The following is a 17,964-nucleotide window of genomic DNA, read 5'->3' on the forward strand; positions in this document are numbered from 1 at the left end:
TTCGCCTGCACCTGCCCTCGCCCCAACCCCCTCCCCGAGGGGAGAGGGAGCAACGGCCCAATTCCCTGAATTGATCCGCGCGACCCTGCGTCGCCGCTGGCACGCCGCTTGCATCTTAACTTGTACACATGTTTGGATGCTTGATGATGGTGCATGAAGAAAACGGATCGCCCGCCGCCGCCTGGATCACCAGGTTCGCGCAGCCCATGGCGCACGCCCGGGCTGGCGAAGCCCCCGGCTCAGTCCTGCCGCTCGACGGGCTGCGCTTCGCGGTCAAGGACAACATCGACGTGGCCGGCGTGCCCACCACCGCCGCCTGTCCGGCCTTCGACCGCCTGCCCCCGGTCCACGCGGCCGTGGTGCAGCGCCTGCTTGAAGCCGGTGCATCGCTGGCCGGCAAGACCAACCTCGACCAGTTCGCCTGCGGCCTGAACGGCACGCGCTCGCCCTACGGCGAGGTGCCCAATGCCTTCGACGCGCGCTATGTCTCGGGCGGGTCTAGTTCGGGCTCGGCCTACGTGGTGGCGGCTGGCGAGGTCGACTTTGCGCTGGGCACCGACACCGCGGGCTCGGGCCGCGTGCCGGCCGGGCTCAACAACATCGTCGGCCTGAAGCCCTCGCGCGGCCTGCTGAGCACCTTCGGCGTGGTGCCCGCTGCGCAGAGCGCGGACTGCGTCTCCATCTTTGCGCGCACCGTCGCCACCGGGGTCGACGTGCTGCTCGCTTGCGCCGGCTACGACGCGCGCGACCCCTATTCGCGCGACCTGCCTTTGCGCCGCGAGCCGCTGCCTGCGCACTTCCGCTTCGGCGTGCCCGACAGGCTGAGCTTCTTCGGCGACACCGCCGCCGAGGAGGCCTTCAACGACGCGACCGCACGGCTGCTGGCCATGGGCGGCTCGCCCCTCAGCATTCCCTACGCCCCGCTTGCCGAGGCTGCTGCGCTGCTCTATGAAAGTGCGCTCGTCGCCGAACGCTACGCCGCGGTGCGCGAGTTCTTCGACGCGCACGGCGACGAAGTGATCGAGCCCGTGCGCGGCATCCTCGCGAGCGGCCGGGGCTACAGCGCCGCCGACCTGTTCGACGCGCAAACGAAGCTGCGCGCCATCGCCCGGCAGGTCGAGCCGATGTGGCGCGGCATCGACGTGTTGCTCGTGCCCACCGCGCCCACGCACTACACCCGCGAGCAGATGCGCGCCGATCCGGTGGTGCTCAACCGCAACCTCGGTGCGTACACCAACTTCGTCAACCTGCTCGATTACGCCGCGCTCTCCGTGCCCAGCAGCCTGCGCGCGGACGGCCTGCCGTTCGGCATCACGCTGATCGGCCCCTGCGGCAGCGACCTTGCGCTGGCCGACCTGGGCCAGCGCTACCACCACGCCACGGGGCTCGCGCAAGGCGCCCTCGGCCTGCCGCTGCCCGCGCCGCGCGCCATTCCCGGCCTCGCCGCGCCGGGTGCCGGCACCCTGCCCATCGCTGTGGTCGGCGCGCATCTTTCGGGCATGCCGCTCAACGGCCAGCTCACAGAGCGTGGCGCCACGCTGCTGCGCACCACCACCACCTCGGCCGCCTACCGCCTCTATGCGCTACCGGGCACCGTGCCGCCCAAGCCCGGCCTGCAGCGGGTGGCACAAGGCGATGAAGACGCTCTCGCCATCGCGCTCGAAGTGTGGGCCTTGCCCCTGGCGCAGGTCGGCAGCTTTCTTGCCCTCATCCCGCCGCCTCTTGGCCTTGGCAGCGTCGAGCTGGCCGATGGCAGCTGGGTGAAAGGCTTCATCTGCGAGGGCCATGCACTGGTTGGCGCGCAGGACGTGACCCGTCACGGCGGCTGGCGCGCATATGTCGCGAGCCGCGCCACCCCGAGTTCCAACTGATTCCAACTGATCAGGAGTTCCGATGAACACCCCGGAAAAATCTTCCACGTCGCGTCGGCAGTTGCTGCAGGCCGCTGCTTCCGGCCTGGCTGTGCTGGCTGCGCCTGCCGTCGTGCACGCGCAGGCCGCCGCACCCAAGCTGCGTATCGGCTTCTGGCCGGTGGCCGCCGGCCTGCCGTTCTTCGCGGCGGTCGACAAGGGCTACTTCAAGGAGGCCGGCCTCGACGTCGAGCCGCTCAAGTTCGCCGGCGCGCAGCAGGTGATGGAAGGCATGCTCGCGGGCCGCTGCGACGGCAGCGCCAACGGCACGGGCTCGGCCAACCTCGCCATCGGCGAGATCGCGCAGCCCGGCCTGTTCAAGATCTTCTGCACCAACCCGAGCAACGCGAAGTTCGTGCTCGACGAGTTCATCGTCGCGCAAGATAGCCCCATCAAGACCATGGCCGAGCTGGCCGGCAGGAAGGTCGCCTCGGGCCCGGGCATCCAGAACGTGACGCTGTGCAAGACCATGCTGGAGCGCGCCGGCGCCAAGGGCGCGGTCGTGAGCGAGCTGCCCATCGGCCAGCACGTGGCCGCGCTGGTCGCGGGCCAGGTCGACGCCTGCTACACGCTGGAACCCACCGGTACCGTGGGCCGCATGAACGGCACCACGCGCGTCATCGAGGCCGGCGTGGTCGCCAAATACATCCTCGGTGACCCGATGGCGCCGTGGCACGGGGGTGCGGCCAGCCTCACCACCGAGTTCATCAAGAAGAACCCCGAGGTCGCGAAGAAGTACATCACCGCCTATGCGCGTGGCGTGGAGCTGGTGCGCAGCAAGCCCGATGAGGCGCGCCAGTTCATGAAGGGCTACACCGCCATCGAAGGCAAGCTCACGGCCGAAGTGCCGCTCGCGTCGTACATGCTCTACAACGAGTTCAAGCTCAGCGACGTCGCATACTTCCAGAAGTTCTACGACCTGTTCACCGAAAAAGGCATCTTCGAGAAGAAGGTCGCGGTGGACGCCTTGCTCTACAAGGCCTGACGACCATGGCCGACGCAAGCTCGACCACGGCCGCGCCGTGGACCCCGCCGGCCAGCGCCGCCACATCGACGCCCAGGCCACCGCTGCGCGACCGCCTGCTGCCGTTCATCGGTCCGGTGGTGCTGTTCATCGTGTGGGACCTGGTGGTGCGGCTGGGTTTCATCAAGCCGATCCTGCTGCCCACACCCGCCGACACCATCGCCGCACTCATCACCGGCCTGGTCGGCGGCCCGCTGCTCACCGACTTCGCCATGACCGTGTGGCGCACCGTACAGGCCTTCGTCATTGCGGCGGCCATCGGCGTGCCGCTGGGCGTGCTGCTCGGCAGCAACGAGAAGGCCTACCGCAGCGTGGAGTTCCTGATCGACTTCTTCCGCTCCACGCCATCATCCGCGCTCATCCCGCTGTTCCTGCTGATCTTCGGCGTGAGCGACGTCAACAAGGTGGCCATCGCGGCCTTCGGCGCGCTGCTCATCGTGGTGTTCAACAGCGCCTACGGCGTCATCAACGCACGCAAGCAGCGCGTGATGGCGGCCAAGGTGATGGGCGCCTCGCGCTGGCAGGTCTTCAAGGACGTGCTGGTGTGGGAAAGCCTGCAGCCCAGCTTCGTCGGCCTGCGTTCGGCAGTGTCCATGGCGCTGGTGATCGTCATTGTGGCCGAGATGTTCATCGGCTCCGACACGGGGCTCGGCCACCGGATCATCGACGCGCAGCAGGTGCTCAACGTGAAGAGCATGTACGCCGCGATTCTTGCGGCGGGTGCGTTGGGCTATGCGCTCAACATTCTTTTCCTGATCGCCGAGCGCCGCATCGTGCACTGGAGCGGAAGGTGATGGACCACCCCCAGGCTTGCTCGCTTCGCGTAGCCGCCAACCCCCTGCGAGGGGGCGCTGCCTGCGGCCCGGCAAAGCCGGTTCCGTGGCAGCTCACGCAAAGACCTCAACAGGAGCGCCTCCATGCGAGCTTCAACTGACATCGTCGTCAACGGTCCGGTGTACGCCGACGTGCCCAAGCCCGTGTTCAGGCCTGGCCCGGCCGGCACGCACATCACCATCCGCGGTCTCACCAAGTACTTCGCGGGCTGGCCGCTGTACGAGAACTTCGATCTCGACATTCCCAAGCACGCGATCGTCTCGGTGTTCGGACCGAATGGCTGCGGCAAGTCCACGCTCATCAACATGATCGCGGGGCTCATTCCCATCGACTCGGGCGAGATCCTGTTCGACGGAAAGCGGCGCTTGGACACCAAGATCGGCTACGTGTTCCAGAACTACCGCGAGGCGATGTTCCCGTGGATGCGCACCATCGACAACATCGCCTATCCGCTGAAGCTCGAAGGCCGCAGCAAGGCCGAGGTCGACCGGCGCATGGAAGAACTGGTGGCCTCCTTCGACGTGAAGTTCGACCTGAAGCGCTTTCCGTACGAGCTCTCGGGCGGCCAGCAGCAGACGGCATCGATCATGCGCGCGCTCGCGCCGGAACCCGAGGTGCTGTTCCTCGACGAGCCCTTCTCGGCGCTCGACTTCGAGATGACGCTCTTCATCCGCGAGAAGCTGCAGGAAGTGTTCATGCAGACCGGCACCACCATGCTGCTGGTGTCGCACGACCTCGAGGAAGCGGTGTACCTCGCCGACGAGGTACTGCTGCTGACCAAGCGGCCCACCAAGGTGGCCGAGATCCTGCGCTATGGCGATGCGCGCCCGCGCACCGTCGAGACGCTGAGCACCGAGAGCTTCGTCGCGACCAAGAAGCTCAGCCTGGACATCTTCCAGCGCGAGGTTCGCCGATGACGCCGGAAATCAACATCCCCGAGGTGCTGGCCGAAGTGCAGGCCGTGTTCGCCCGCTACGAGGCCGCGCTGGTCGGCAACGACCGCGCCACGCTCGACGAGCTCTTCTGGAACAGCCCCCACACGCTGCGCTACGGCTTTTCCGAGAACCACTACGGCCACGCCGACATCGCCGCCTTCCGCGCCTCGCTGCCCGTGCAGAGCCCGCCGCGCGAACTGCTGCGCACCGTCATCACCACCTACGGCCGCGACTTCGCGACCGCGAACGTCGAGTTCCGACGCGAAGGCAGTCGTCAGACCGGCCGCCAGAGCCAGACCTGGATGCGCACGGCCGAGGGCTGGCGCGTGGTCGCCGCCCACGTGAGCCTGCTCGGCTGAGCCCGGGGCACATTTTTTGCACCTCAACCTGTAACGGAGAAGAACGCCATGACCCGCCACCTCAATCGCCGCGATTCGCTCAAGACACTGGCCGCGCTGGGTACCGCCGGCAGCCTCGGAAGCTGGAGCGCGCTCGCCGCCGCCCAGGCCAAGCCCAAGCCGCTCACCGTCGGCGTGATCTACGTCGGCGCGCGCGACGACTACGGCTACAACCAGGCGCACGCCATGGCCGCCGCCGAGATCAAGAAGCTGCCCGGCGTGAAGGTGGTGGAGGAAGAGAACGTGCCCGAGACGGCGGCCGTGCAGAAGACCATGACCGGCATGATCTCGCAGGACGGCGCGGGCCTGCTCTTTCCCACCTCGTTCGGCTACTTCGATCCGCACATCCTCGCGGTGGCTCCCAAGAACCCCGACGTGCGCTTCTCGCACTGCGGCGGCCTCTGGACCGAGGGCAAGCACCCCAAGAACGTCGGCAGCTTCTTCGGCTACATCGACGAGTGCCAGTACCTCAACGGTGTGATCGCCGCGCACATGACGAAGAGCAACAAGATCGCCTTCGTCGCCGCCAAGCCCATTCCGCAGGTGCTGCGCAACATCAACGCCTTCACGCTCGGCGCGCGCTCGGTCAAGCCGAACATCACCTGCAGCGTGATCTTCACGGGCGACTGGTCGATGGCGGTGAAGGAGGCGGAAGCCACCAACAGCCTGGCCGACCAGGGCTGCGACGTGTTCACCATGCACGTGGACGGCCCCAAGGTGGTGGTCGAGACGGCGGCCAAGCGCGGCAAGATGGTTTGCGGCTATCACGCGAGCCAGGCCAAGCTCGCGCCCAATGCGTACCTCACCGGCGCCGAATGGAACTGGCTCACCGCCTACAAGACCGCCATCGAAGCCGCGCAAACCGGCAAGCCGCATCCCAACTTCCTGCGCGGCGGTTTGAAGGAAGGCTACGTGAAGATGTCCGCCTACGGCCCCATGGTGCCGGACGCCGCGAAGAAACAGGCCGACGAGATCAAGGCCAAGATGATCGCGGGCAGCTTCGACATCTTCAAGGACGGCATCAAGGACAACAAGGGTGCGGTCGTGGTGCCGGCGGGCAAGGTCCTGAAGCAGACCGACCTGGAGCTCGAGAAGATGAACTACCTCGTCGAAGGCGTCGTCGGCAGCGTCTGACCGTCACACCGTCAACGCCATGCTGCGCCCCGCGCTCTTCAAGGAACTGGCCCTGCCGGCGTTCGCCATCGCGGCGGCGCTGCTGCTGTTCGGGCTGGTGGTGGCCTTCGCGGGCGTCGACCCGGTGGAGGTGTGGGCCACGCTGTTCAAGGGCGCGTTCGGCGACTGGTTCTCGTGGCAGAACACGCTGCAGCGCGCGGCGCCGCTGATGCTCACCGCGCTGTGCGTGGCGCTGCCCGCGCGCGCGGGGCTGATCGTCATCGGCGGAGAGGGGGCGCTGGTGCTGGGCGGGCTGGCCTGCGCGGCGCTGGCGCATGCGGTGCCGCTGCCGGGCAACGTTGTCGGCACTGTGGCTGTCTGCATCGCCGGTGCGCTTGCCGGCGCGTTGTGGATCGTGCTGGCTGGCTGGCTGCGCCAGTACCGTGGCATCAACGAGACCATCAGCAGCCTGCTGCTGGCTTACATCGCCATCGGCATCTTCAAGCACCTGGTCGAGGGGCCGCTGCGCGATCCGGCCAGCCTCAACAAGCCATCGACCTACGCGCTGGGCGACGGACTGCTGATCGGCGGCATCGGCGGTTCCGACGTGCATTGGGGGCTGGTGATCGGCATCGTGGCTTGCCTGGGGCTCGGCTGGTGGCTGCGCGCCACGGCCTCGGGTTTTTCGGTGCGGGTGGTGGGCGGCAATCCGCGCACCGCGCAGCTCGTGGGCCTGCCGGCCACGCGGCTCATTCTTTCGGCCTGCGGGCTCGGCGGCGCATGCGCGGGGCTCGCGGGCGCCATCGAGGTGGCGGCGGTGCACACGAATGCGAACGCATCGCTGATCGCGGGCTACGGCTACGCGGGCATCCTGGTGTCTTTCATCGCGCGGCACAACCCGGTGGCCATCGTGCCGGTGGCCATCCTGTTCGGCGGCTTCGGCGCGGCGGGCAGCCTGCTGCAGCGCCGGCTGGGCCTGCCGGATGCATCGGTGCTGGTGCTGCAGGGCATCGCCTTCGTGCTGATCCTCGCCAGCGAAGGCCTGCGCACGGTCGACTGGAAGAAGTTCGGTGACCGCATGCTTCCGGAAGCAAGGAGCTACACATGACGGCCGACCAGTGGATCGCTCTGGTCGCCGGCATCGTCGGCGGCGCATTGCGCGTGGGCGCCCCGTTCCTCTTCGTGAGCCTGGGCGAGTGCCTCACCGAGAAATCGGGCCGCATCAACCTCGGCCTCGAAGGCGTGCTGGTGCTGTCGGCCATGGCTGCCTTCGGCGGCGCCTACCTCACCGACTCCGCATGGCTCGGCGTGCTGATCGGCGCGCTGGCCGGTGCGGCGCTCGCGCTGCTGCACGGGCTGCTGTGCTCGCTCGATCGCGTGAACGACGTGGCGACCGGCATCGCGCTGATGCTGCTGGGCACGGGGCTCGCGTTCTACCTGGGCAAGCCGCTGATCCAGCCGCAGGCGCCGCAGATCCCGGCCATTCCGCTGGGCTTCTGGAGCGACAACACCGTGGTGCGCTCGGCCCTGCAGCTCAATGCGCTGGTGCCCATCGGCGTGGCGCTCGCAGTGCTGCTGTGGTGGGGCTTCGCGCGCACGCGCGCCGGGTTGCTGGTGCGCATGGCGGGCGACTCGGCGCAGGCGACGCGCGCGCTCGGCTATTCGGTCTCGGGGCTGCGCATCGCGGCCACCACGGCGGGCGGCTTCATCGCGGGGCTGGGCGGCGCGTCGCTCACGCTCTTCTACCCGGGCAGCTGGAGCGAAGGCATCTCCAGCGGACAAGGCCTGATTGCGGTCGCGCTGGTGATCTTCGCGCGCTGGAGCCCGCTGCGCTGCGTGGGCGCGGCGCTGCTCTTCGGCGGCGCGGGCGCCATCGGGCCGGCGCTGCAGTCCATCGGCATCGGCTGGGGCTACCACCTCTTCAACACGGTGCCTTATGTGCTCACGCTGGTGATCCTGGTGTTCACCTGCAGGCCGGGCAGCGCCGCCGCCGGCAGCCCCGGCGAACTCTCATCGACAAGGAACTGAACGTCATGACCGAAACGACGACATCGACGAAGACCGTCGCCGCCGAGCCCTACGCCTGGCCCTACAACGCGAACATGCGCCCCGACAACACCGCGCTGATCGTCATCGACATGCAGACCGACTTCTGCGGCAAGGGCGGGTATGTCGACGTGATGGGCTACGACCTGTCGCTGGTGCAGGCGCCGATCCAGCCGATCGCGCGAACGCTGGCAGCGCTACGTCCGCTGGGCTATCACATCATCCACACGCGCGAGGGCCACCGGCCCGACCTCGGCGACCTGCCGGCCAACAAGCGCTGGCGCTCGCGGCAGATCGGTGCGAACGGCGTGGGCATCGGCGACGACGGGCCCTGCGGGCGCATCCTGGTGCGTGGCGAGCCCGGCTGGGAAATCATTCCCGAGCTGGCGCCGATGCCGGGCGAGGTGATCATCGACAAGCCAGGCAAGGGTTCGTTCTACGCGACCGACCTGGAGCTGATCCTGCGCACGCGCGGCATCGAGAACATCATCCTCGCGGGCATCACCACCGACGTGTGCGTGCACACCACGATGCGCGACGCCAACGACCGCGGCTTCGAGTGCCTGCTGCTGTCGGATTGCACCGCGGCCACGGACTACGGCAACCACCTCGCAGCGCTGAAGATGATCACGATGCAGGGCGGCGTCTTCGGCGCGCACGCCACCTCGCAGGCGCTGCTGGCCGCGCTGGACTGACCGCGATGGGCGCCGCGTCTTCTTCCTCCCGTGCCATCGGAGGCCTGCCGGCGGGCAGCGGCGCGCTCGCGCTGGACACGTATCAACTCACCAAGCGCTTCGGCGACTTCACCGCGATGGACCGCGTGACGATGCGCGTCGAGCCCGGCACGGTGCATGCGCTGCTGGGCGAGAACGGCGCGGGCAAGAGCACGCTGGTGAAGTGCGTGGCGGGCTTCCAGCGCGCGGAGGAGGGCAGCATCCTGATCGACGGGCGCGAGCAGGACATTGCCAACCCGATCGTGGCGCGCGCGCTGGGTATCGGCATGGTCTACCAGCATTTCACGCTGGCGCCGGGCATGACGGTGGCCGAGAACCTGCTGCTGGCGGGCGGAAAGACGCCGGCGGTGATCGACTGGAAGAGCAAGCGCGCGGAGCTGCAGAACTTCCTGGCGACCACGCCGTTCAGCCTCGACCTCGACGCGCGGCCTGTCGAACTCGCGGCGGGCGAGAAGCAGAAGCTCGAACTGCTCAAGCAGCTCTACCTGAAGCCGCGCCTGCTGATACTCGACGAGCCGACCTCCGTGCTCACGCCGCAGGAGGCCGACGAGGTGCTGGGCCACGTGCGCGAGTTCGCGCGCAGCGGCCTGTGCACCGTGCTCATCATCACGCACAAGTTCCGTGAGGTGATGGCGTATGCGGACAGCGTGACGGTGCTGCGCAGGGGCAAGGCGGTGCATCACTGCCGCGTGGCGGACACCAGCCCGGCGCAGCTGGCGCAGGCCATGATGGGCGGCGAGCAGGCCGCATCGTCGGCGCAAGCTTCCGCTGCGAGGAAGCCCGTGCCTGCCAATGCATCGGTCGCATTGAATGTCGAAGGCCTCAAGGCGCAGGGCGACCGCGGCACGCTGGCGTTGCATGACCTGAGCCTGTCGGTGCGCGCGGGCGAAATCCTCGGCGTGGCCGGCGTCTCCGGCAACGGACAGCGCGAGCTTGTCGAGGCGCTGGTCGGCCAGCGTCCGCGCCTTGCCGGCAAGGTCAGCGTGATGGGGCAACCCTACGATGCACACCGCGTGGAAAACCGTGAGCTCAAGGTTCGGAGTCTCCCCGAAGAGCCGTTGCGCAATGCGTGCGTCGGCGACCTCAGCGTTGCGGAGAACATGGCACTGCGGGATTTTGATCAACCGCCGTTGTCGCGCGGCGGCGTGCTGAGCTTTCCTTGCTGGCGCAGCCGTGCGCGCGAGTGGATTGCCGAGTACGGCGTCAAGACGCAGGGTGAGGGCGCGCCGATACGCAGCCTGTCCGGCGGCAACGTGCAGCGCGCCGTGCTGGCGCGGGAACTGGCGGGCGACATCAATGTACTGGTCGCGGCCAACCCCGTGTTCGGGCTGGACTTCGCAGCCGTCGCGGAAATCCATTCGCGCATCGTGCAGGTGCGTGAGAAGGGCGGGGCGGTGCTGCTGATCAGCGAAGACCTCGACGAGCTGCTGGAGCTGGCGGACCGGATCGTGGTGATGAGCGAAGGGCGGATCGTGTTCGAGACTTCGGCTGCCGGGGCGGAAAGACACGTGATCGGAGCCCACATGGGTGGCGGGCATCACTAGCCTTTGAAGCGAGAACCGACATGCGAATAGAAGAAGCCAACCCCTTTCCCTACGAATTCGACGTGGCCAGCACGGCGCTGGTCCTCATCGACATGCAGCGCGACTTCATCGAGCCCGGCGGCTTCGGCGAAGCGCTGGGCAACGACGTGTCGCTGCTCGAAGCGATCGTTCCCGCGACGAAGGCCGCCCTGGCGGCGTGGCGAAAAGCCGGCGGTCTGGTGGTCCACACCCGCGAGGCGCACAAGGCGGACCTCTCCGACTGCCCGCCCGCCAAGCGCAACCGCGGCAACCCGAGCCTGCGCATCGGCGACGAAGGCCCGATGGGCCGCATCCTCGTGGCCGGCGAGCCCGGCAACCAGATCATCGATGCGCTCGCGCCGGTCGACGGCGAACTCGTCATCGACAAGCCCGGCAAGGGCGCGTTCTATGCCACCGGCCTGCACGAAGTGCTGCAGCAGCGCGGCATCACCCACCTGCTGTTCGGCGGCGTCACGACCGAGGTCTGCGTGCAGACCAGCATGCGCGAAGCCAACGACCGCGGCTACGACAGCCTGCTGCTCGAGGACTGTACCGAGAGTTACTTTCCGGTATTCAAGGCGGCGACGCTCGACATGGTGCGCGCCCAGGGCGCCATCGTCGGCTGGACCGCGCCGAGCGCCGCGTTGCTCGCTGCGCTGAATGGCAACCCTTCGTGACGCTGGCGCCAGCGACTACCATTCCACACGTGTCTACCGTCCGAACCCGCCCCGCGCCTCCTGTCCCCGCCGCCGATACGGCCGTTTTCCGCACGCGGGCCGACGAGGTCTATGCGCAGCTCAAGCGCGACGTGGCCGACTTCATCCTCGTGCCCGGTGACCGCTTCACCGAGAACGAGATCAGCGAGCGGCTGGGCGTGTCGCGCACGCCGATCCGGCAGGCGCTGTTCCGGTTGCAGCAGGAGGGTTTCGTTGAAGTGCTGTTCCGAAGCGGCTGGCGCGTGCTGCCCTTCGACTTCGACCAGTTCGAGCAGCTCTACGATTTGCGCATGGTGCTGGAGACCACCGCAGTGCATCGGCTGTGCGAAACCGACCGCCACATCGACCGCAGCCTGCTCGACGCGCTGGCCAGCATCTGGCTGGTGCCCGCGGCGCAGCGCAGCGCCGACATGGCGCAAGTGGCGCAGTGGGACGAAGCCTTCCACTGCGCGCTCGTGGCGGCCGCCGGCAACGACGAGATGGCGCGCGTGCACCGCGATGTGACCGACCGCATCCGCATCATCCGTCGGCTCGACTTCACCAAGCAGCCTCGCATCGACGCTACCTACGACGAGCACGCGAAGATCCTGAAGGCCATCCGCGCGAACCGCGGCGACCAGGCGGCGATGCTGCTGCGGGCGCACATCGAGACCAGCCAGGCGGAGGTGCGCAAGATCACGCTGCACCAGGTGCATCTGGCGCGGCATGCGGGGAAGGCACGGCTCTGAGCAGCCACGACTTCCCCGCGCGATCACGGAGGGCCGATAGGGACGAATGCCATTTTCGGATCGTCTGTCAGGGCGATGGCGACCATTCCATCTGGCGTGACCACCAGTTGGCGAGGCACTAGTCCATGTGCATAACCCACAAACTTGAACGATTTCAGCAAGGTCCCGTTCGGGGCGTGAAGCCAGATATCAGAGGCCGAATAGAGTCCATTGATGCCACAGATCACGCGACCATCGCTGGTAACTTCGACGTTGTTGGGGTAAGCGTCTCCTCCTGGAAGACTTGCAATGAAAGCCAGGTTGGCGGGGTTCACAGACGAGCAACGATATGGCGCACCTGATGCCGCATAGAGCGCGGTCCCGTCTGCATTCACTGCGATATCTTGGCCATTCGATGCGCCATTGATGAAGCTCGCTTCTGCGGTGAAATTCACTGTCAGAACGCCGTTCGCCATCGCCGAGTAATCGACATCGAATGCGCTGACGCTGGCGGGGCTGAGGCCTGTGTCCTGTACGAAAAATCGTCGGCCATCGGACGATGCGGTGAGACTCCCGTTGCTGCTGTAGGGCGGCGGAAATGCTGCAAAACGGTTGCCATCTATATACGCGGTGCCGTTGCCTGTCAGAACGATATTCTTGCCATTGACACGGATTGCCAGCAAGGTTTGTGGATAGGACTCGCCGGGCTTCAGCATCAACGGCCACGTCGCGATCTTCGATGCGCTGGCGAGGTCGATGACGACTATGGGACCGCTACCTTTGTCGAGCACGTACAGGAGACCCCCATCGGGCGCGACGCTCATGTCTGACAGCCAAGCGCCGACATTCGCGATGGTGCCGACCTTCGTGCCCAGGTGCGCGTTGTAGATGTCGATGGATGTGCCACCGCTGTGCGCATAGACGTAGGGTCGTATCTTGTCGGCGACGACGTTTGTATAGCTCGCGGACAGCGGGGTCAGGGCGGTCAGTCCGCCTTCGGCACGCCATAGGCCGACACGGATGACCGCGTCTGCCACGTTCGGATGGGACGTCTTCAGCGTGACGGTCGCATAGCTGATTACGCCCATCGGCACCTGCTGGGGATCCGCGGTAAGCATCAGGCCCGGGCCGGTTCCGGTGGTCCCGCTGCCCGTCACGGAAAGCCACGGGGCGCTGGAGGTGGCGGTCCACGGCAGGGCGCCTTCGAAGTTGTCGGTGACCCGCAGCGTTCTCGTGAGCACCGATCCGCCAGGGGTGCTTGCAAAGCCGATGCCCGATTCGGAAGGAACAAGTTGCCGCTTGTCCCGGTTCAGGACCAGGGTCAGGGGCAGCGTGGCCGTGTTGCCGTTGACCGTCGCCGTCACCGTCGCCACGCCCGACTGAGTGCCGGGCGTGGCGGCATTGAAGACAGGCGAGAAGCTCAACGAAGTGCCGCTTGCATCGACGGTGCCGGAGGTGGGGGAGGCGGTGACCCAGCCGGGCAGCGGTGCCGAGAGCGTCCAGGGCCACTTGTTGTCCCTGTTCAGGCTCATGAAGATCGATTGCGAGGCCTCGTCGCGCCCATTGGGGCCACCCAGCGTGACGGTCGTGGATAGCGCCGACAACTTGGGGGGTGGGGGCGGGACCGGAAGCGTGGCCCGGGCAGCCAGAGCGTCTGGATCGAAAGGCAGTCGTGACGAAGCAGCGCTCGCCGTCAAGCCGCTGATCGGCCCAAGGCTCGAAGCTTGCAGCGGGACGGTCGCACCATTCACGTCCGTGAAGGAGAGTGCCTTCGTGTTGTTCGTATCAGCAAGGCTGGAAGCTGCTGGAACTGCGCCAGCAAGGCTGGGAGAACCCTCGCCGCCCCCTCCACCACATGCAGCCAGCGCCAGACAAAAGCCAACAATGGCTATGAATTTCAGCGTCATGTCCCTCTTCCCTCTTCATCTCCATCGCTCGGGGCCGCACTGCGAAGTCATGCACGCATGCACGGCGGTTAATACTTATTGAGAAAGTATCGCAGCTTTCGAACGGCGAAAGTCTTGGCGGCCAAGTGATACCCCCGCCCACCGGTCCGCATCCTTCTTCACTGACGCCCCGAACTCGGCCTGATCCCTTCGTCGTTCGTGGCCGCGGACCTGGGCGCGGGTGCCGGATGGGCAGAAGCTGCTGAAGGCCTGCTCCGCGCCCCGGGGGGCTGCCGGCTTACAGTGTGAAGTCGTAGTCCACCGTGATCGGCGCGTGGTCGCTGAACTTGATGGTCTTGAAGATCTGTTCGGTGCGGGCGAGCGCGGCGGTCTTTGGCGTGGCCAGGTGGTAGTCGAGCCGCCATCCCACGTTGTTCGCGTAGGCCTGGCCGCGGTTGCTCCACCAGGTGTAGGCCTCGGCGGTGGTGTCGGGCTTGAGCATGCGGTACACGTCCACCAGGCCCGCGCCGTCGGCGCCGGCGTCGAGCAGCTTCGTCATCCAGGCGCGCTCCTCGGGCAGGAAGCCGCTGTTCTTCTGGTTGCCGCGCCAGTTCTTCAGGTCGATCTCCTTGTGGGCGATGTTGATGTCGCCGCACAGCACGAACTCGCGCTCCTTCTTCAGCGCCACCAGGTGCGGGAAGAAGCCCTTGAGGAAGCGGAACTTGGCTTCCTGGCGCTCCTCGCCCGAGCTGCCGCTCGGGAAGTAGCAGCTGATGACGGAGAACTTGCGCTTGGGCGTGTCGAAGCGCAGTTCGAGATACCGGCCCTCGGCGTCGAACTCGGCGTCGCCCCAGCCCACCACGACCTGGCTCGGAGCGTGCTTGGTGTACACGGCGGTACCGGCGTAGCCCTTCTTCTCGGCGAAGTGGAAATGGCCCTTGAGGCCGGCCATTTCTTCGAACCGGCCCTCGACGTCGCTGGCCTGGACGCGTATCTCCTGCATGCAAATACAATCCGGCGCAAGTTCGGCCACCCAGTCGGCCACGCCTTTGGTAGCGGCCGAACGCAGGCCATTGAGATTGAGACTGGTCAGTTTGAACACAAGGAATTCCCGATGGCTGTAGATGGTGAGAAAAGCAGCGCGGTTGCACAGGACTTCGTCCAGTTCGCCCTGGATGCCGGCGTGCTGCGCTTTGGCGAATTCAAGACCAAGGCGGGCCGGATGAGCCCGTATTTCTTCAATTCGGGACTCTTCGACGACGGCGGCAAGATCGCCCGGCTCGCCGGATTCTATGCAGACCGGCTGATCGAGAGCGGGCTCGAATTCGACATGATCTTCGGCCCCGCCTACAAGGGCATCCCGCTGGGCGCCACGGTGGCCGCGGAACTCGCGCGACGCGGACGCAACTACCCCTTTGCCTACAACCGCAAGGAAGCCAAGGCGCACGGCGAGGGCGGCAACCTCGTGGGCGCCCCGCTCAAGGGCCGCGTGCTGATCGTCGACGACGTGATGTCGGCCGGCACCGCGGTGCGCGAGTCGATTGCGGCGATCCAGGCGGCCGGCGCCACGCCGCATGCCGTGGCCATCGCGCTCGACCGGCAGGAGAAGGCGACCGAGAACGGCGTCGACGTGGACCACAGCGCCGTGCAGTACGTGCGCAACCAGCTCGGCCTGTCGGTGATCGCCATCGCCACGCTGGACGACCTGCTGAGCTACCTCTCGGGCAATGCCGCGGCCGACCTGGGCGCGCACCGCGAGCGCGTGCTGGCCTACCGCACGCGCTACGGCGCCAGCTGAGGCAAGGCCGCCCGATGCACGACGCAAGCGCCCCTGGCATGCCGATCCGCCGGTTGGTGTCGGCCTCCCTGTTCCTGGTTGTTTCTTCGTTCTGCGGCGCGCTGCAGGCGCAGTCCCCGAAAGTGGAGGGCGCCTCCCCCGGCATCTACACCTGCACCGACGCCCGTGGCCGCACGCTGACCGCCGACCGGCCGATTGCCGAGTGCAGCGACCGCGAGCAGCGCGAGCTGAACCCGAGCGGCTCCACCCGCCGCAAGGTCGAGCCGACCTATACCGCGCGCGAACTGCAGGAGCGCGAAGACCGCGCCCGCGAGGCCGCCATCCAGGCCGCGCGCCAGACCGACGAGCGCCGCCGCGAGCGGGCCCTGCTGGTGCGCTACCCCAATGCCGCCACGCACGACCGTGAACGCGCCGAGGCGCTGTCTCAGATCGACGTAGTGACGCAGGCCGCGAAGAAGCGCATCGCCGAACTCGGCGAAGACCGCAAGAAGATCGACGAGGAGCTCGAGTTCTACAAGCAGGACACGAGCAAGGCGCCGGGCGCGGTGCGCCGCAAGCTCGAAGACAACACGCAGAGCGTGGCGGTGCAGAATCGCTTCATCGGTGAGCAGGAAGAAGAGAAGAAGCGGGTGAATGCGCGCTTCGATGAAGAGCGCACGCGCTTGAAAACGCTGTGGTCGCCGCAGAACGGCGGGAATCCCAGGTAACCCCCCAGGCTTCGCGCACTTCGTGTCGCTTCGCCCGCCCCCCTGCCGGGGGCAACACCGGCGGCCCGGCGAAGCCGGTTCCGCGGTGTTCCCCGAAGGGCCTTAGCCGAGCTTCGCCTTGAGCAACTCGGTGACTTGCGCCGGATTGGCCTTGCCGCCGCTGGCCTTCATGACCTGGCCCACGAGGGCGTTGAGCGCCTTCTCTTTGCCGCCGCGGTATTCCTCGACGTTCTTGGCGTTCTTCGCGATCACCTCGTCGAGGATCCTGTCGAGCGCGCCGGTGTCGGCCATCGGCTTCAGGTCCTTGGCCTCGATGATCGCGTCGACATCGCTGCCTTCGCCGGTCCACAGCGCGTCGAACACCTGGCGCGCGGCGTTGTTCGGCAGTGTGCCGTCGGCGATGCGCTTCACCAGTTGGGCCAGCTGCTGCGCCTTCACCGGCGCGGCCTCGATGCCGATCTCGGCGGCGTTCAGGCGGCGCGCCATCTCGCCGGTGATCCAGTTGCTCGCGAGCTTGGGCGTGGCGCCCGCGTTCACGGCTTCGTCGAAGTAGGCGGCCAGCGCAGCGCTCTGCGTGAGCTGGGCGGCGTCGTATGCCGACAGGCCGTGCTCGCGCACATAGCGCTCGGCCATCGCGCGCGGCAGCTCGGGCATGGTGGCCTTCACGCGCTCGATCCAGTCGGCAGCGATGACCAGCGGCGGCAGGTCCGGGTCGGGGAAGTAACGGTAGTCGGCCGAGTCTTCCTTGGCGCGCATCGCGCGCGTCTCGCCGGTGTCGGGGTTGAACAGCACGGTGGCCTGCTCGATCTTGCGGCCGTCCTCGATCTCCTCGATCTGCCAGCGGATCTCGTAGTCGATCGCCTGTTGCATGAACTTGAAGCTGTTCAGGTTCTTGATCTCGCGGCGCGTGCCTAGCTTGTCGCCGGGCTTGCGCACCGACACGTTGGCGTCGCAGCGGAAGCTGCCTTCCTGCATGTTGCCGTCGCAGATGCCGATCCAGGTGACGATCTTGTGCAGTTCCTTCGCATAGGCCACGGCCTCGGCGGTGGAGCGCATGTCGGGCTCGGTCACGATTTCAAGCAGCGGCGTGCCGGCGCGGTTCAGGTCGATGCCGCTCTGGCCGATGAAGTCCTCGTGCAGCGACTTGCCCGCGTCTTCTTCGAGGTGGGCGCGCACGAGGCGCACGGTCTTCTGCTCTTCGCCGAGGAAGAACGACACCGTGCCGCCCTGTACCACGGGAATCTCGAACTGGCTGATCTGGTAGCCCTTGGGCAGGTCGGGGTAGAAGTAGTTCTTGCGCGCAAACACGCTGCGCGGCGCGATGTGCGAGCCCAGCGCCAGGCCGAGCTTGATGGCGCGTTCGACCGCGCCCTTGTTCATCACGGGCAGCGTGCCGGGCAGCGCGAGGTCGACCGCGCAGGCCTGCGTGTTGGGCTCGGCGCCGAAGGCGGTGGAGGCGCGGCTGAAGATCTTGCTCGCGGTCGACAGCTGCGCGTGCGTCTCGAAGCCGATGATGACTTCATAGCCGCGCACCAGCGGGCCGGTCGGGCGGCCCTGTTGTTGTGCTTCGAATGTGTTCACGGTTTCGCTCATC

At 67.1% G+C, this 17,964-nt stretch carries 17 protein-coding genes; 14 read left to right on the forward strand and 3 right to left on the reverse strand.

All coding sequences use genetic code 11. The annotated features are described in order from the left end of the window. Nucleotides 1–143: 143 nt before the first annotated feature. The 12 genes from atzF (at nt 144) to ACEN9N_RS26145 (ending at nt 12,000) form a co-directional block, all read left to right on the forward strand. Complete coding sequence (gene atzF / locus ACEN9N_RS26090) at nt 144–1,871, forward strand: allophanate hydrolase (RefSeq protein ID WP_495654859.1); 1,728 nt, start codon at nt 144–146, stop codon at nt 1,869–1,871. A gap of 22 nt (nt 1,872–1,893) precedes the next feature. After that, nucleotides 1,894–2,895: an ABC transporter substrate-binding protein gene (locus ACEN9N_RS26095; RefSeq protein ID WP_495654860.1), complete on the forward strand. Its 1,002-nt coding sequence runs from the start codon at nt 1,894–1,896 to the stop codon at nt 2,893–2,895. A 5-nt stretch (nt 2,896–2,900) separates the two neighbouring features. Beyond that, nucleotides 2,901–3,728: an ABC transporter permease gene (locus tag ACEN9N_RS26100; RefSeq protein ID WP_495654861.1), complete on the forward strand. Its 828-nt coding sequence runs from the start codon at nt 2,901–2,903 to the stop codon at nt 3,726–3,728. Between the two features lie 123 nt (nt 3,729–3,851). Next, a complete protein-coding gene (locus tag ACEN9N_RS26105; RefSeq protein WP_495654862.1) occupies nt 3,852–4,685 on the forward strand; it encodes an ABC transporter ATP-binding protein in 834 nt (277 codons plus the stop codon). Then, the gene (hpxZ, locus tag ACEN9N_RS26110; protein WP_413312249.1) at nt 4,682–5,062 is read left to right on the forward strand and encodes an oxalurate catabolism protein HpxZ; all 381 of its coding nucleotides are present in this window, start codon (nt 4,682–4,684) and stop codon (nt 5,060–5,062) included. Before ACEN9N_RS26105 ends, hpxZ begins: the two co-directional genes overlap by 4 nt. Nucleotides 5,063–5,110: 48 nt before the next feature. Further along, nucleotides 5,111–6,235 (forward strand): BMP family ABC transporter substrate-binding protein, encoded by a 1,125-nt coding sequence (locus ACEN9N_RS26115; RefSeq protein WP_483161722.1) that lies wholly within the window; start codon nt 5,111–5,113, stop codon nt 6,233–6,235. A 19-nt stretch (nt 6,236–6,254) separates the two neighbouring features. Then, entirely contained in the window at nt 6,255–7,322 is a 1,068-nt protein-coding gene (locus tag ACEN9N_RS26120; RefSeq protein ID WP_495654863.1) for an ABC transporter permease, read from the forward strand. Then, nucleotides 7,319–8,242: an ABC transporter permease gene (locus ACEN9N_RS26125; RefSeq protein WP_495654864.1), complete on the forward strand. Its 924-nt coding sequence runs from the start codon at nt 7,319–7,321 to the stop codon at nt 8,240–8,242. The genes ACEN9N_RS26120 and ACEN9N_RS26125 overlap by 4 nt, the downstream gene beginning before the upstream one ends. A 5-nt stretch (nt 8,243–8,247) precedes the next feature. After that, complete coding sequence (gene biuH, locus ACEN9N_RS26130; RefSeq protein WP_413312255.1) at nt 8,248–8,955, forward strand: biuret amidohydrolase; 708 nt, start codon at nt 8,248–8,250, stop codon at nt 8,953–8,955. Between the two features lie 5 nt (nt 8,956–8,960). Further along, a complete protein-coding gene (locus ACEN9N_RS26135; RefSeq protein ID WP_495654865.1) occupies nt 8,961–10,538 on the forward strand; it encodes an ABC transporter ATP-binding protein in 1,578 nt (525 codons plus the stop codon). 20 nt (nt 10,539–10,558) lie between these two features. Next, nucleotides 10,559–11,233: a cysteine hydrolase family protein gene (locus ACEN9N_RS26140; protein WP_495654866.1), complete on the forward strand. Its 675-nt coding sequence runs from the start codon at nt 10,559–10,561 to the stop codon at nt 11,231–11,233. A 29-nt stretch (nt 11,234–11,262) separates the two neighbouring features. Then, the gene (locus tag ACEN9N_RS26145) at nt 11,263–12,000 is read left to right on the forward strand and encodes a GntR family transcriptional regulator (protein ID WP_495654867.1); all 738 of its coding nucleotides are present in this window, start codon (nt 11,263–11,265) and stop codon (nt 11,998–12,000) included. Between the two features lie 23 nt (nt 12,001–12,023). Here ACEN9N_RS26145 and ACEN9N_RS26150 read toward each other — a convergent pair whose 3' ends face one another. Continuing rightward, nucleotides 12,024–13,886: a BACON domain-containing protein gene (locus ACEN9N_RS26150; RefSeq protein ID WP_495654868.1), complete on the reverse strand. Its 1,863-nt coding sequence runs from the start codon at nt 13,884–13,886 to the stop codon at nt 12,024–12,026. 277 nt (nt 13,887–14,163) lie between these two features. Next, complete coding sequence (locus tag ACEN9N_RS26155; protein WP_495654869.1) at nt 14,164–14,967, reverse strand: exodeoxyribonuclease III; 804 nt, start codon at nt 14,965–14,967, stop codon at nt 14,164–14,166. Nucleotides 14,968–14,979: 12 nt separating this feature from the next. Between ACEN9N_RS26155 and pyrE the strand changes: the two genes are divergently transcribed. Both pyrE and ACEN9N_RS26165 read left to right on the forward strand, forming a co-directional pair. Beyond that, entirely contained in the window at nt 14,980–15,663 is a 684-nt protein-coding gene (pyrE, locus tag ACEN9N_RS26160) for an orotate phosphoribosyltransferase (RefSeq protein ID WP_007838033.1), read from the forward strand. A gap of 14 nt (nt 15,664–15,677) precedes the next feature. Further along, complete coding sequence (locus tag ACEN9N_RS26165) at nt 15,678–16,370, forward strand: DUF4124 domain-containing protein (RefSeq protein WP_495654870.1); 693 nt, start codon at nt 15,678–15,680, stop codon at nt 16,368–16,370. A gap of 102 nt (nt 16,371–16,472) precedes the next feature. Here ACEN9N_RS26165 and gatB read toward each other — a convergent pair whose 3' ends face one another. Then, nucleotides 16,473–17,963: an Asp-tRNA(Asn)/Glu-tRNA(Gln) amidotransferase subunit GatB gene (gene gatB / locus ACEN9N_RS26170; protein ID WP_007833429.1), complete on the reverse strand. Its 1,491-nt coding sequence runs from the start codon at nt 17,961–17,963 to the stop codon at nt 16,473–16,475. Nucleotide 17,964: the final 1 nt, after the last annotated feature.

This window comes from Variovorax sp. Varisp46 (genome assembly GCF_059491885.1).